At 43.5% G+C, this 14,523-nt stretch carries 16 protein-coding genes; 10 read left to right on the top strand and 6 right to left on the bottom strand.

Going from position 1 to position 14,523, the window contains the following annotated elements:
• Positions 1 to 23: 23 nt before the first annotated feature.
• Positions 24 to 1,565, bottom strand: coding sequence for a 2-isopropylmalate synthase (locus A3774_RS08385; protein WP_067866131.1), 1,542 nt, complete (start codon positions 1,563 to 1,565; stop codon positions 24 to 26).
• Positions 1,566 to 1,874: 309 nt separating this feature from the next.
• Between A3774_RS08385 and A3774_RS08380 the strand changes: the two genes are divergently transcribed.
• The gene (locus A3774_RS08380) at positions 1,875 to 3,026 is read left to right on the top strand and encodes a MalY/PatB family protein (protein WP_082792394.1); all 1,152 of its coding nucleotides are present in this window, start codon (positions 1,875 to 1,877) and stop codon (positions 3,024 to 3,026) included.
• A 64-nt stretch (positions 3,027 to 3,090) separates the two neighbouring features.
• Here the strand turns inward: A3774_RS08380 and epmA are convergent, their stop codons facing one another.
• Positions 3,091 to 4,059, bottom strand: a complete 969-nt coding sequence (epmA, locus tag A3774_RS08375; protein ID WP_067866127.1) for an EF-P lysine aminoacylase EpmA — start codon at positions 4,057 to 4,059, stop codon at positions 3,091 to 3,093.
• A gap of 97 nt (positions 4,060 to 4,156) precedes the next feature.
• Positions 4,157 to 4,720 carry an elongation factor P gene (gene efp / locus A3774_RS08370; protein ID WP_067866124.1) on the bottom strand — a complete coding sequence of 188 codons (564 nt, stop codon included), beginning with the start codon at positions 4,718 to 4,720 and terminating at the stop codon, positions 4,157 to 4,159.
• Positions 4,721 to 4,849: 129 nt separating this feature from the next.
• Between efp and epmB the strand changes: the two genes are divergently transcribed.
• From epmB to A3774_RS08350, 4 genes are all read left to right on the top strand, one after another.
• Positions 4,850 to 5,887: an EF-P beta-lysylation protein EpmB gene (epmB, locus tag A3774_RS08365; RefSeq protein WP_082792393.1), complete on the top strand. Its 1,038-nt coding sequence runs from the start codon at positions 4,850 to 4,852 to the stop codon at positions 5,885 to 5,887.
• Positions 5,888 to 5,981: 94 nt separating this feature from the next.
• Entirely contained in the window at positions 5,982 to 7,136 is a 1,155-nt protein-coding gene (locus A3774_RS08360; RefSeq protein WP_067866122.1) for a hypothetical protein, read from the top strand.
• A 103-nt stretch (positions 7,137 to 7,239) separates the two neighbouring features.
• A complete protein-coding gene (locus A3774_RS08355; protein ID WP_067866120.1) occupies positions 7,240 to 7,548 on the top strand; it encodes an NINE protein in 309 nt (102 codons plus the stop codon).
• 11 nt (positions 7,549 to 7,559) lie between these two features.
• Positions 7,560 to 7,811, top strand: coding sequence for an NINE protein (locus A3774_RS08350; protein WP_067866118.1), 252 nt, complete (start codon positions 7,560 to 7,562; stop codon positions 7,809 to 7,811).
• 61 nt (positions 7,812 to 7,872) lie between these two features.
• Here the strand turns inward: A3774_RS08350 and A3774_RS17175 are convergent, their stop codons facing one another.
• The 3 genes from A3774_RS17175 to A3774_RS08335 form a co-directional block, all read right to left on the bottom strand.
• Positions 7,873 to 8,130 carry a M48 family metalloprotease gene (locus A3774_RS17175; RefSeq protein ID WP_067866115.1) on the bottom strand — a complete coding sequence of 86 codons (258 nt, stop codon included), beginning with the start codon at positions 8,128 to 8,130 and terminating at the stop codon, positions 7,873 to 7,875.
• Positions 8,088 to 8,690, bottom strand: a complete 603-nt coding sequence (locus tag A3774_RS17170) for a M48 family metallopeptidase (RefSeq protein ID WP_082792395.1) — start codon at positions 8,688 to 8,690, stop codon at positions 8,088 to 8,090. Before A3774_RS17170 ends, A3774_RS17175 begins: the two co-directional genes overlap by 43 nt.
• Before the next feature lie 70 nt (positions 8,691 to 8,760).
• On the bottom strand, positions 8,761 to 9,081 hold the full coding sequence (locus tag A3774_RS08335; protein ID WP_067866111.1) for a DUF1820 family protein: 321 nt from the start codon (positions 9,079 to 9,081) through the stop codon (positions 8,761 to 8,763).
• A 256-nt stretch (positions 9,082 to 9,337) separates the two neighbouring features.
• On the opposite strand from A3774_RS08335, the gene miaB reads away from it, so the two are divergent.
• Genes miaB through lnt form a run of 5 tightly spaced genes read left to right on the top strand, consistent with a single transcriptional unit; the run spans position 9,338 to position 14,513 of the window.
• Positions 9,338 to 10,702 (top strand): tRNA (N6-isopentenyl adenosine(37)-C2)-methylthiotransferase MiaB, encoded by a 1,365-nt coding sequence (gene miaB, locus A3774_RS08330; RefSeq protein ID WP_067866109.1) that lies wholly within the window; start codon positions 9,338 to 9,340, stop codon positions 10,700 to 10,702.
• 4 nt (positions 10,703 to 10,706) lie between these two features.
• Positions 10,707 to 11,702, top strand: coding sequence for a PhoH family protein (locus A3774_RS08325; protein WP_067866107.1), 996 nt, complete (start codon positions 10,707 to 10,709; stop codon positions 11,700 to 11,702).
• Positions 11,699 to 12,157 carry an rRNA maturation RNase YbeY gene (gene ybeY, locus A3774_RS08320; RefSeq protein WP_067866105.1) on the top strand — a complete coding sequence of 153 codons (459 nt, stop codon included), beginning with the start codon at positions 11,699 to 11,701 and terminating at the stop codon, positions 12,155 to 12,157. Before A3774_RS08325 ends, ybeY begins: the two co-directional genes overlap by 4 nt.
• 17 nt (positions 12,158 to 12,174) lie before the next feature.
• Positions 12,175 to 13,011 (top strand): HlyC/CorC family transporter, encoded by an 837-nt coding sequence (locus A3774_RS08315; RefSeq protein WP_067866103.1) that lies wholly within the window; start codon positions 12,175 to 12,177, stop codon positions 13,009 to 13,011.
• 5 nt (positions 13,012 to 13,016) lie between these two features.
• Positions 13,017 to 14,513 carry an apolipoprotein N-acyltransferase gene (lnt, locus tag A3774_RS08310; RefSeq protein ID WP_067866101.1) on the top strand — a complete coding sequence of 499 codons (1,497 nt, stop codon included), beginning with the start codon at positions 13,017 to 13,019 and terminating at the stop codon, positions 14,511 to 14,513.
• Positions 14,514 to 14,523 lie beyond the last annotated feature (10 nt).

The following is a 14,523-nucleotide window of genomic DNA, read 5'->3' as shown; positions in this document are numbered from 1 at the left end:
GCGATCTAAACCTTCACTGTTTGTTATACTTGGGGATGCGCTTTCTGAACGTTTGCTTCAAGCATGTTCAGCGCATGAATATACGCCTTAGCTGAAGCGATAATAATATCAGTATCTGCGCCTAAACCATTAACGATACGTCCACCTTTTTCAAGACGAACAGTGACTTCACCTTGAGAGTCCGTACCTTCGGTAACCGCATTCACCGAATAGATCTGTAAACTAGCACCTGAGTTAGCAATAGATTCGATCGCTTTAAACGTCGCATCCACTGGCCCGCTCCCTTCAGCTTCTGCTGTTTTCTCTTGATCACTTATTTGTATCACTATAGTCGCTGTTGGCGTTTCACCTGTTTGTGATACCACCGACAAACTGCTTAGTTTGAATTGCTCGCTGCTTGCTGCTGCACGTGTATCACTCACTAGAGCAACCAGATCCTCATCAAAGATCTCATGCTTTTTATCGGCAAGCTCTTTAAAACGCGAAAAGGCATTATTCAATTCAAGGTCAGAGGACAGCGATGTACCTAACTCCTCTAAACGACTACGGAATGCAGCACGCCCAGAGTGCTTACCCAACACCATGCGGTTAGTATTCCAGCCCACATCTTGGGCTGTCATAATCTCATAAGTTTCACGGTGTTTAAGTACACCATCCTGATGAATACCTGATTCATGGGCAAACGCGTTAGCCCCCACAATTGCCTTATTTGGCTGCACAGGAAAACCAGTAACACTAGAAACTAAGCGAGAAGCTGGAACAATCTGAGTGGTATCTATATTAGTCGAAACACCCAAAGAATCTTTACGTGTCCGAATCGCCATAACGATCTCTTCAAGCGAAGCATTACCTGCCCGCTCACCTAAACCATTAATCGTACATTCAACCTGACGTGCACCAGCTCCCACCGCAGCAAGAGAGTTCGCTACCGCTAGGCCTAAATCATTGTGGCAATGCACAGAGAACACCGCTTTATCGGCATTGGGAATACGCTGAATAAGCTGTCCTATCGTATTCGCAAACTCACCCGGAACGGCATAACCTACCGTATCGGGAATATTAATAGTGCGAGCACCCGCATCAATCACCTTTTCAATGATTCGACACATAAAATCAAGCTCAGAACGGCTGGCATCTTCTAATGAGAACTCAACATCGTCAATCAAATTACGTGCACGAGTAACCGCTTTAACTGCTTGTTCTACCACTTGATCAGGCTGCATCTGAAGCTTGTACTTCATATGAATAGGCGAAGTTGCGATGAATGTATGAATACGCCCCATCGCCGCATTTTGTAGCGCTTCACCGGCACGATCAATATCTGCGTCTAAAGCACGCGACAACGAACAGATACGGCTCTCAGTAACCGCATCAGCAATCGATTTAACCGATTCAAAATCCCCTTGACTAGCAATAGCAAAGCCCGCCTCAATAACATCTACACGCATCTTCTCTAACTGCATGGCAATACGCAGTTTTTCATCGCGAGTCATGGATGCGCCAGGGCTTTGCTCACCATCACGTAAGGTTGTATCAAATATAATTACACGATTATCATTATTCATCAGGGGCGCTCCAAAACAACTCACCAGCGTTCAATACAATGATTGAGCGCTACTCTCTAAATTCTTTACAATAACTGGACAAAAAAGGGCACTAGAGAACTATACTCTAAGTTTCAATAAATAGTTTTTAATAGCTAAAACTGGCTATCTTATGAAAATAGTAATCTGCGTTGTAATACTCTTTCTATAGCCTATTACTTAGCTATAAAAGTAGGAATATGCGTGGTTATCCAGTGACCACCCACTATAGCGCCGAAGCTATGTTTTGCAACCAATGTTTATCTCTTAATACAACAAAAGAAGATCATCATGGATAAAGAATTCGATCGCCCAATAAACCGAAAAGGAACCGCCAGCCAAAAGTGGGAAAAGTACGGTGATAGCGACATTTTACCGATGTGGGTTGCCGATACTGACTTCATGTCCCCCCCATGCGTAATCAACGCACTGAAGGAACGTATAGATCATGGCGTGTTTGGTTATACCGTCGTTCCTAGCGAATTAAACCAGCTAGTCATACAGCGTATGCAAAGCTTATATCATTGGGAAATAGATGCAGACTCAATCACCTGGTTACCCGGACTTGTCTGTGGACTAAACCTTGCCTGTCGTGCGGTTGGTAAAAGTGGTGACAGCGTCATCTCACCAAAACCTATTTACCCGCCGTTTATTTCATCGCCGCGACTATCCAATAGAGAGGTATGCACAGTCCCACTAAAAAAAGTGAATCAACGCTTTATCCTTGACTTAGACGCATTAGAAAAGAGCTTAACTGATCGCACTCGTTTACTTCTCTTTTGTAACCCTCATAATCCAGGGGGAACGGTTTATAGACAAGAGGAACTCGAAGCACTTGCCAGCCTTATTGTTAAACATGACCTTTATGTCTGCTCCGATGAAATCCATTGCGACCTTATTTTAGAAACGGGATTAAAACATACCCCTCTCGCCTCACTAAATGAAGAGATCGCCCAGCGTACCATTACCCTCATGGCGCCTAGTAAAACCTATAATATCGCAGGGCTTGGCTGCTCTTTTGCCATTATAAAAGATAAAAAACTACGCCAGCAGTTTATAAACGTACGTAAAGGCATAGTCCCTGATGTAAATCTACTTGGCTATACCGCGACAATGGCCGCTTATAAAGATGGGGATGAATGGAACAAAAAACAGCTCGACTACTTACGCAGAAACCGTGATTACCTACAAAAGGAGATCAACTCGATCCCAGGGCTTAAATTACTCCCTATCGAAGCAACCTATCTTGCATGGATCGATGTATCCGGTGCCAAGCTAACTAACCCAGCACATTTCTTTGAACACGCAGGGGTTGGCATGTCCCCAGGCCGTGATTTTGGTGACGAAAGCTATATGCGTTTAAATTTTGGCTGCCCAAGAAGCACATTAGAAGAAGCCGTGCACCGCATTAAAACGGCCTTACTTAATGAGCTACCTGCTTAAAGCGAATAACATAGGGGAAAGTTACACCCGTTAAGTGGGTCACCCTTATTCGTCATCGAAACCACTAAGCTTTTGAATAATCAAAAGGGATGACTTCAGCAATAGAATCCGCGTTTAATGCAAGCATTAATAAGCGATCAACACCTAAGGCAACTCCAGCACAATCGGGCAAGCCTGCTTCCAGCGCCTCGACTAAGCGATAATCTAAGGGGCGCTGCGGAAGCTGCAAGCGCTCTCGGTGTGTTTGATCAATCTGCAAACGCTTCTGTTGTTCTTGTGGATCGGTCAGCTCATGATAGCCATTAGCCAATTCAACACCGTTCACAAACAACTCAAACCGTGCCGCAACCCATTCACCCACGCTATTTTTCCTTACCTTAGCAAGCGCAGCTTGAGAGGCGGGGTATTCAGTGACGAAAATCGCAGCGACCGTTTTTAGCTGAGGCTCGATTACATGAGAGATCAAAAGGTTTAGCCACGTATCCGGGTCATCATCTTGCAGTGTTATATCCACATGTTTTTTGGTTTCAGCCACCAAACGATCAACACCCACCTGCTCTGGGCGAAAACCTAAGTAACGCATAAAAAGATCTGAGTAGGTAATTCTCTCTATACTGTTCAAGCCCAAAATAGGTAACACTAATGCTTCTACTTCATCCATTAACTGATGATCATCATAGCCAGGCTGATACCACTCCAACATAGTAAACTCAGGGTTATGGCGGCTTCCATATTCACCATTGCGAAACACCTTACTCATTTGATAAATAGCGCCACTACCCGCGGCCAATAGACGTTTCATTGCATATTCAGGTGATGTTTGAAGATAATGAGTTTGCTCAGTAATACCAACAACAGGGCAATAATTGAGTTCAAAGCTATCGATAAAAGGGTCACTTACGGCACACTGCGACATAACTGGCGTATCAACTTCTAGCACATCCAACTGCTTAAAAAATTCGCGAATATGGTTAAAAAGCTGCGCTCGATGACGCAAGTTTTCAATTGTTGCTGATGGCCGCCACTCACTCATACTCTCTCACTTAATCACTACACAAAAATAAACCATAAAATCTGGCACCAATAAAAACGGCAGCCTAAGCTGCCGTTTTTATTGACGATAAAATCAATTACGCACGAGAAACATATTCACCTGTGCGTGTATCAATCTTCAACACTTCGCCTTGATTGATAAACAACGGCACACGCACAACAGCACCGGTGGTTAACGTTGCAGGTTTAGATCCGCCTTGCGCCGTATCACCTTTAAGGCCCGGATCTGTCTCAACGACCTCTAATTCAACAAAATTAGGCGGTGTTACGGCTATAGGATTACCATTAAAGAGTGTAACCGTTACAGAATCTTGCTCTTTTAGCCAAGGCTTAGCATCAGACACAGCGTTTTCATCCGCACCTACCTGTTCAAAAGTATTCGGATCCATAAAGTACCAAAGTTCACCATCATAGTATGAATACTCCATAGTCGTATCCATAACATCTGCTGCTTCAACACTTTCACCCGATTTGAAAGTACGCTCCCAAATACGCCCCGACATTAAGTTACGCAACTTAACACGTGTAAATGCTTGTCCTTTACCCGGCTTCACAAATTCAACGTCAACCATTGAACATGGATCACCATCGATCATTACTTTCATACCGTTCTTGAACTGGTTAGAAGAAAAATTCGCCATAATGTCCTACGCATCTCTTATAATTTGCTATTCAACTAACAACATCGCTGTCAGCAGTAAAATTGACAGACATTCTACTAGAAAGGAGAATGCGAGCAACTTCCAGCTGCCATTCTGCCGAAAAACACTATGAATTCTGTCCCAAAAACGACCAAAATCAGTGAAACTGCGATTCAGATTGGCGAAAACACTCCGTGGCAGCACCTATTAAGCCATACCATTAACAGCCCTAAAGCATTATTAAAGAGGCTGGGGCTTTCTGAAAGTTACCTTGATGGGGCCATCGCTGGTGCGAATGAATTTCCCCTTAAAGTACCCGAACCTTACTTGGCTAAGATAAAAAAAGGCGATCCACAGGATCCATTACTACGACAGATTCTACCTTTAGATGCCGAATTAGACGCTATTCCAGGTTACGTAATTGATCCCTTAGCGGAGATGAGCGCTAATCACCGTGATGGTTTAATTCATAAATATAAAGGCCGCGTGCTGCTCATTCTCAGCGGCGCTTGCGCAATCAACTGCCGTTACTGTTTCCGTCGGCACTTTCCTTATCAGGAAAACCGTTTAGGCCCTGAACAATGGCAAGAGATACTGACTTATTTGACAGCCGATCCGAGTATTAGTGAAGTTATTTTTTCAGGTGGTGATCCGCTAGCCACTAGCGATGAGCGCTTAGCCCGCATGATTAAAGAGCTTGAGCAGATCCCGCACTTAAAACGGCTGCGTATTCACACTCGCCTCCCTATTGTTATCCCCCAAAGAGTAACAACATCGCTGACCACAATTTTGAAAGAGTGTCGTTTTGATACTGTGATGGTTTTACACGCAAACCATCCGAATGAACTAGACGAGCAGACAGTTAAGATAGTCACTGCACTAAAAAATGCTCAAGTAACAGTACTTAACCAAGCGGTACTATTAAAAGGCGTCAATGACAGCGTTGATACACTACAAGAGCTCAGCGAAACCCTTTTCCACTATGGTATTTTACCTTATTACCTTTTTACCTTAGATCCCGTTCAGGGAGCTGCACATTTCAATATCAGCGATACGGAAGCGCTTGCACTATTTGAAAAACTGCAAAATATACTCCCAGGTTACCTGCTACCTAGATTAGCCCGCGAAATCCCAGGCAAAGGCTCAAAAACTTTATTAAAGCCTTAGCCCTAAATAACAAAACCGCCTTGATTGAAAAATAGATCTTCTGAAATAAAGAACGCTGCCGATAACAACTTATCTAAGTGCAAAAGGTGATTTTATGCGTATTTCTGCCTCAGATATCTCATTTGATACACAAAGTAACAGCCAAACATACACTCATATCAGCGAACAACTCACTGAAGGTTACGTGCTTGCTGGAAACAACTTCAGTAAAAACAATCTCATCGCAGGTACGCATACAGAACAAACAAGAACAGAAACAATAACAAACCAGATCACAGAAACACCCACCTATTCAGACCTGAGGCAGGACGCAGCACGCGAGAGCGTTGGAAAATACACCCTAGACCAGCTACTAACTAATATCACAGGAAGAGATAACACGAGTCTCTTTGAGCTCACGCCTGAAGATAAAATGAAGATAGAGCTGTTAAAAAAAATTTATGAACATCTGACAGGAAAAACCTTCCATAGCGGCGTGCTCGACCTATCCAACACCACTAGCAGGAGCACAGGAAACCAGCCCGAGAATAGTTCAACATCTTCCGCAATATCGCTCGCGACTGAGGTAGGCGCAGTAGAATATGGTTTAGATTACCGCTATACGGAAACAACAGAACACCAAGAGCAACTTCAATTCCAAGCTAAAGGGCAAGTAAGAACAGCTGATGGTAAGGTTATTGATCTAGACCTACAACTCAACCTAAGCCGCTCAGCCAGTGAAAGCGAAAGCCTACATATACGTATGGGCGCGGCGCTAAAAGATCCATTAGTAATCAACTTTTCGGGTCAATCAGCAGAACTAACCGCCAATAAAATTAGTTTTGATATAGATATGGATGGTGATCAAGAAGTAATTCACCAACTATCTGAACAGAGTGGCTACATCGCTCTTGATCATAATGAGAATGGCCAAATTGATGATGGCAGTGAGTTATTTGGTGCATCCAGTGGCAACGGTTTCAAAGAACTTGCCGCTTACGATGATGATCACAATGGTTTTATTGATGAAAATGATGACGCTTGGGATAAATTACGTATCTGGGTTCAACATGATGATGGTAGTAGCAGTTTGTTTACCTTGGCAGAAAAAGATGTAGGCGCACTCTATTTAGGTTACACCGATACTGATTGGGATCTTAATGCAGGGCCTAATAGTGACGAAATAGCAGGTAAAGTACGCGCAACAGGACTATTTTTAACAGAGAGCGGTGATACTGGAACCTTACAACAAGTTGATTTAGTTATATAAAATGTAAAAAATCAACATCTTAACTTGACGACAACAGTGATGTTTAATAGCATCGAAAGCACTTATACGAACGTCGCGTATATGGATATCAAAGGAAACGCGAATGCAGCCCTCCTCTCAAGCCTCACCAAAAAGTTACGCTATTGCTGTTTCTCTCTCCGCAATTTTTGGTGTTATGGGTATACATCACTTCTATCTTGGCCGATATATTGAAGGCATCATCGATTTTAGTCTCTTTGCATTGACCATCTATTTTTACGCCAACGGTGAACTGCTCTGGGCTGGCGCTTTCTTTGCTATAGATAGCATCCACACATTTATTATTACCATAATGCTCCTAACAGGATCATTTAAAGACGGCCAAGGAAAGTACGTTTGCTACCCCGGCCAAAAGCTAAAAACCCCATTTTAAGGATAAGAAAAATGACTGAACCAACAACAGTAAATGCAGCACCTGAAGTTATCGTTAGCGAAAAAGGCTTTGTTCCTACTCTATTACTTTGCTTCTTTTTAGGCGTATTAGGCGTTCATCGCTTTTATGTAGGAAAAATTGGTACAGGCATACTTATGCTGCTGACATTAGGTGGTTTAGGCATCTGGTCACTTGTAGACTTCATTATGATCGCTGTTGGATCTTTCAAAGACAAAAACGGTCATACGATCAAGCCAGCCTAATACAACTCGGCGCTACGTGTCTTATACAGCACGTAACGCCACCTTCCTTTCAATTACAAATTTACTGCTTCGGTACTACTTGGCCTTTGTACCAATTGTTCATATCAATCCTTGCATTGATCGCATCAATCCGGTACTGCAGTTTTGGGTGACTCAGCAACCATGTCGGCAGCTTTTCAGTTTCATCTTTCGCTGCATATTGTTCCTGCATAATAGTGAAAAACGTCGTCGCACCCGCCACATGCCCATAATGGCGCTGCAATGTATCTAACGCGGCTAAATCAGCACTTTCCTCCTGTCCTCGACTAAACACCAGCATTCCCAACTCCGAACCTGTATTAAAAACGGTACCAGGATCACCAGCAAAAAACTATAAGCCACCTGTAAAGCAAGGCCGCGACTCACGCTCACAATAGGGTCTCTATGTTTTACATGTGCGATCTCATGGGCCAGCACCATTGCAAGTGCATTCTCATTAGGCATCGCCTCCACCAATCCACGTAAAACAAAAATATTACCCCCTAAGGTTGCAAACGCGTTGATCTCTGACGTGTCGAGGTAATGCACCTTTATGCGAACAGGCTCATCAAACTCACTTTTGGCGGTGAGATCATCCACAATATTTTGTAAATATCGCTCTACACGCTGCTGCTCCGGCTCAAGGATATTGTACTTTTCAAATAGGGATTCATAAGGTTTAACAAAACGCGCTTCAGCACTTAATGGCACATGGATCAATAAACGGTCAGCAAACCAAATAACAGCCACGACTAAACTTATAAAAAGGGCGACACCTAACAGCAACCAACGCATAAAAGATTTGACCTGCTGGTCATGTGAATCAGGAAGTTGATAACGATCAGAATCGCCGTAAGACATAATATAAACCTTTAGTAATAAGGCGATAAATATCACCATGAAGTGCTAAGTTGTGGATATTAAATCATCCTTACCTTTTCGGTGCTTGCGGCATAGGAAATGCTGCCACAACGCCTTTAGCTTCAGTAATTTTTGCCACACCTTCTTGCTCAACTTCGTCGATTCGAATAATTCCATTGAGTGGAATGAAAGAGCGTTTAACACCGCTAAACTTTGCCTTTAGTTTCTCCTCGCTAGGATCAACGACTAATTCAGAGCGATTGCCAAACACAAAACCTTCGACCTCTAAAAACCCCCACATATCACTTTGATAGACATGTTCCGCATAAATCTCAAACACCTGATCTTCATTTACAAAAATAACACGATAAAGACGATCACTCTTAGCCATAGCCTACCTTTTGCTATATTTTTATCAAAAATCGAGTCTATAAAATAACTAACTGCCTCCTTAAGTAAGGGCAGGATCCTCTTTTTCAAGACAAACTCCGCTATAGCAGAAGCTAAAACAACTGGATAAAAAAAGCCTAACCTCAACCACTCTTCAACCTGTTCATTATCTAGTCGCTTCAGTATAATGCCCGGTCCTTTGATAGGCTTGTCACTTTATTGACGATCCAACGATACACGCAAGATACAGGTGAACAATGGCGAAGAAGCTATTTATTAAGACTCACGGTTGTCAGATGAACGAATACGACTCTGCGCGTATGGCTGACCTTCTGGGAGAAAGTCACGAACTCGAGTTAACAGAAAATGCTAATGAGGCAGATGTGCTGTTGCTTAACACCTGTTCTATTCGTGAAAAAGCACAAGAGAAAGTGTTCCATCAATTAGGACGCTGGCGCAAGCTTAAAGCCAAAAATCCTGATATAAAAATCGGTATTGGTGGCTGTGTGGCTAGCCAAGAGGGTAATAACATCCTCAAACGCGCCCCCTATGTAGATATGATTTTTGGCCCGCAAACCCTACACCGCTTACCGGAAATGATTAATGAATCAGATGCCGGTGGCGTGGGTATTGTTGACGTTTCCTTCCCGGAGATCGAAAAATTCGACCACCTTCCGGCACCTAAAGTAGAAGGGGCTGAAGCCTTTGTTTCCGTTATGGAAGGCTGTTCAAAATATTGTACGTTCTGCGTAGTCCCATACACCCGCGGCGAAGAAGTTAGTCGTCCTCTAGATGATGTCATTACAGAGTGTGTCGAGCTAGCGGAGCAAGGTGTACGCGAAGTCAATTTACTTGGCCAAAACGTAAATGCTTATCGCGGCGAAACCCATGACGGAGATACAGCAGATTTAGCGGAGCTAATTCGTTGTGTTGCCGCAATCGATGGTATTGATCGTATTCGTTTCACTACCAGCCACCCCGTCGAGTTTACAGATAGTCTTGTCGAGGCCTATGCCGAGGTGCCTGAACTGGTAAGTTTTCTTCATCTACCCGTACAAAGCGGCTCAGATAAGATTTTAATGGCGATGAAACGAGGCCACACCGCCCTAGAATATAAATCTAAAATCCGTAGCATCCGCAAAGTACGTCCTGATATTGAAATATCATCAGACTTTATTATTGGCTTCCCAAATGAATCTGATGCCGATTTCGAAGCAACAATGAAATTGATCGAAGATATAGGCTTTGATAACAGCTATAGCTTTATCTATAGCCGCCGCCCAGGCACGCCAGCGTCAGACCTGCCAGATAATATTGATGATGAAACGAAAAAACAGCGACTAAAGATATTACAAACACGTATTGTTCAAAACGCCCAGCAGATCAGCCGTAAAATGGTTGGTACTACACAACGCATTCTCGTCAACGACTACTCTAAAAAAGATCCTGGGTTACTGTCCGGCAGAACAGAAAATAACCGCGTAGTAAACTTCCGCTGCGACAATCCAGATCTAATCGGTCACTTTGCCGATGTAAATATCGCAGAAGCATACGCCAACTCATTGGTTGGTGAGCTATTATGCTCAGAACTAGACGATAACTTCCCACAAAAGGCGGGCTAAGCTGTTGAGCACTGCACAATCAATAAAACTGACACTTGAACCAGAAAATGCTGCTTTTTTAGCTAACCTCTGCGGCCCGTTTAATGAACACATAAAGCTCTTAGAAAAACGCTTAGGTATTGAGATCCGTAACCACGGCAATCATTTCCAACTACTGGGTGATATCGACATTATCAAAACAGTGTCTGACATGTTGGAAAGCCTTTATAAAGAGGCGACTCAAGATAAACGTTTATCACCTGATCAAATTCACCTTTTGATTCAGCAAAGCGGTATAAATCAGACAACTAGCACCCCTGCGGTAACCGATACTGATATCAGTATCCGTACTAAAAAAGTGCTGATTCGCCCTCGCGGAGACAACCAACAAGACTATGTGCGCTCTATTTTACAGCATGATATCAATTTTGGTATTGGCCCGGCAGGTACGGGTAAGACTTACTTAGCGGTAGCTTGCGCCGTTGATGCACTAGAACGCGAAGAAGTGGACCGTATTCTCTTAGTCCGTCCCGCGGTTGAAGCCGGAGAAAAATTAGGGTTTCTTCCGGGTGATCTTAGCCAAAAAGTCGACCCTTACCTACGCCCTCTCTACGATGCACTTTATGAGATGTTAGGATTTGAACGGGTCGGCAAGCTAATCGAGCGCAATGTGATTGAAGTCGCGCCTCTTGCCTTTATGCGTGGCCGCACGCTGAACAATTCATTTGTTATTCTTGATGAGAGCCAAAACACTACCCGAGAACAGATGAAGATGTTCCTCACTCGAATTGGGTTTGGTACAACAGCGGTTATTACCGGTGACATTACCCAAGTAGACTTACCTAAAGGCACACGGTCAGGTCTAATACATGCCATGCAGGTGCTGGATGGCGTAAAGGATATTGGTTTTACCCAATTCACAGCAAAGGACGTTGTTCGCCACCCACTCGTTCAACATATAGTCCGTGCTTACGATCGTTTTGAAAAACAACAAAATAATACCCAGGAACAAAAACCATGAGCTTTGATTGTGATATACAGTACGAAATTGAAGGCGACCTGCCAACTGAAGCTCAACTTACCCAATGGGTTGAAACAGCGTTATCTAAGCAACGAGATGAGGGGGAAGTTTGCATACGCATTGTATCTCCAGAGGAAAGCCGAACCCTAAATCGTACGTTCCGCAACCAAGATAAACCAACGAATGTTCTCTCTTTTCCGTTCGATGTACCTGACGGTATCCCTTTGCATTTATTGGGTGACTTAATTATCTGCGCTGATATTGTAAAAACAGAAGCCGATGCTCAGAATAAAGCACTATACGATCATTGGGCGCATATGGTTGTACACGGCTGCTTGCATCTTATAGGTTTCGATCATATAAATGATGCTGAGGCTAAAGAGATGGAAGACCTTGAAAAAGAAATTCTTGCCAGCATAAATATTGCTGACCCGTACCAAGAGAACAGCAACTAAGGACGAATATACACATCATGAGCGAAGATCAATCGGGACAAAACAAAGGCTGGTTCGACAAACTCACCCAAGCGTTTAGCGATGAACCCAAAAGCCGAGAAGACCTGTTAACCGATTTACGTCAGGCCTCCGATGACAACTTATTAGACAGCGAAGCGCTCACCATCATGGAAGGCGCGATGCAAGTCGCTGACATGCAAGTGCGCGATGTTATGATTCCACGCTCCCAAATGGTTGTCGTTGAAGCGGATCAAACACCGAAAGAATTTCTACCTATCATCATATCCAGTGCCCATTCACGTTTTCCCGTGATTGGTGAAAGACCGGATGAAGTACAAGGTATCTTACTCGCCAAAGATCTATTACCACTGATACTAAAAGGCAACCTAGAACAATTTGATCTAAAAAGTAAGCTACGTAATGTTACCTTTATACCCGAATCAAAACGCCTAAATGTCTTGCTGAAAGAGTTCCGTGTAACTCGCAATCATATGGCGGTAGTTATGGATGAATACGGCGGCGTATCAGGGTTAATTACGATCGAAGATGTACTTGAACAGATCGTCGGTGAAATTGAAGATGAACATGATAGTGAAGAAGATGACGGTAATATCAAACCGTTCGACGATAATGCATTCATTGTCAAAGCGCTCACTCCCATTGATGACTTTAATGAGTACTTCTCTACATCCTTTTCGGATGAAGAATTCGACACCTTAGGCGGCATCGTCACTCAGCATTTTGGTCACCTACCGAAAAAAGACGAGTCCGTCCAAATAGACGGTTTCTACTTTAAGATTTTATCCGCTGACACCCGCCGAATTCGATTACTACAGGTTTCAAGAGAAGAGTAAACACTATGCCTCTGCAATTTATTATATGTTTAATTGCAGGGGCATTGATTGCCCCTAGCCTAGCCCCCTTCAACATTCCCTATTTAGCGCTTATTCCACCGGCGATTCTTTACCTTTCAAGCTACAAAAAAAACAATAAGCAAAGTGCACTGCTTGGCTGGTCCTTCGGATTGGGCTTTTTTGGCAGTGGTGTATCATGGGTTTTTGTCAGTATTTCAGAACATAGCCAAACCCCTTTACCTATAGCGATCGGCTTAACCACGCTCTTTGTCGCAGCTCTCGCGCTGCTTTTTAGCATGCAGCTTTATCTCTGGAAAAAACTCTTTTCTGCTAAATTCTTATCCGCCAGTTTTATTGGCCTATGGCTACTCTTTGAATGGCTAAGAAGCTGGTTATTTACCGGATTCCCTTGGTTATATTTAGGTAACGCATCCTTAGATACCCCCTACCAGAACACCCTTTCTTTAGGCGGAGTATGGTTAGCCAGCGCCGCTATATTAATCACAGCATTAGCTATCGCAGAACTGTTAAGATCACGAAAACTGCTCCCGCTGCTAATTGCTCCCCTACCTCTAATCGGTAGCTATCTATTACCACTGCAATGGACAACACCTAACGAAAAAACTCTTACCGTGGCCATAGTTCAGCCTAATATTGCGCAGGCGGTGAAGTGGGATGCAAACTACCGTGAAGATATATTCACTAAATATGAAACGCTCACAAGAGACCATTTAGATGCACAGCTAGTGCTCTGGCCAGAAACAGCCATCCCTTCGCTGTTCAGATATGCAGCAACACCTCTGGCTGAGCTACTCAATGATTTAGATACAAAAGACACTACATTAATCAGTGGCCTGCCTAGCGCTATACCCGATAAGAACCACCCTAAAGGCTACCTTATCCACAACAGCTTAGCCGTACTGACGAGCGGCAGCGGTATTTACCATAAACAGCGCCTTGTTCCTTTTGGCGAATACGTACCTATGGAAAACTATATTCGAGGACTTTTTGATTTTTTTAATCTTCCCATGTCTAGCTTTTCACTTCCTAATGCGCAGCAGCCTTTATTAACGGTTGAGCAAGTAAAACTCAGTGCTGCCATTTGTTATGAGATCGCCTATCCAGAACTGGTACGAGATGCATCAAAACACGCAGATATTATACTAACCGTCTCCAATGACACTTGGTTTGGGAGATCCATTGCGCCCGCACAGCATCTACAAATAGCACGGGTGAGAGCAGTAGAAAATGGTCGCTGGGTCATACGTGGAACCAATAACGGTATTACTGCGCTAATTGATGCGGAAGGCGGCATAGTAGATCAGCTACCACAATTTCAGGCAGCGGTTTTACGAGGGACAGCATACGGAATGGAAGGAGAAACCCCTTTTCAGCGCTACGGATCACTGCCAGTGTTACTACTAGCACTTGGCTTAACTGTTCTATCTATGGGGAAACGCAAAAATCAAGATAACGCTAAGCGCTATCCCAATTTTAGATAAGCCCATTTAA

Source organism: Neptuniibacter marinus, from assembly GCF_001597725.1.
GTDB classification, from domain to species: Bacteria; Pseudomonadota; Gammaproteobacteria; order Pseudomonadales; family Balneatricaceae; genus Neptuniibacter; species Neptuniibacter marinus.
Note: the sequence above shows the minus strand (reverse complement) of the source record. Positions and strands in the feature narration are given on the sequence as shown.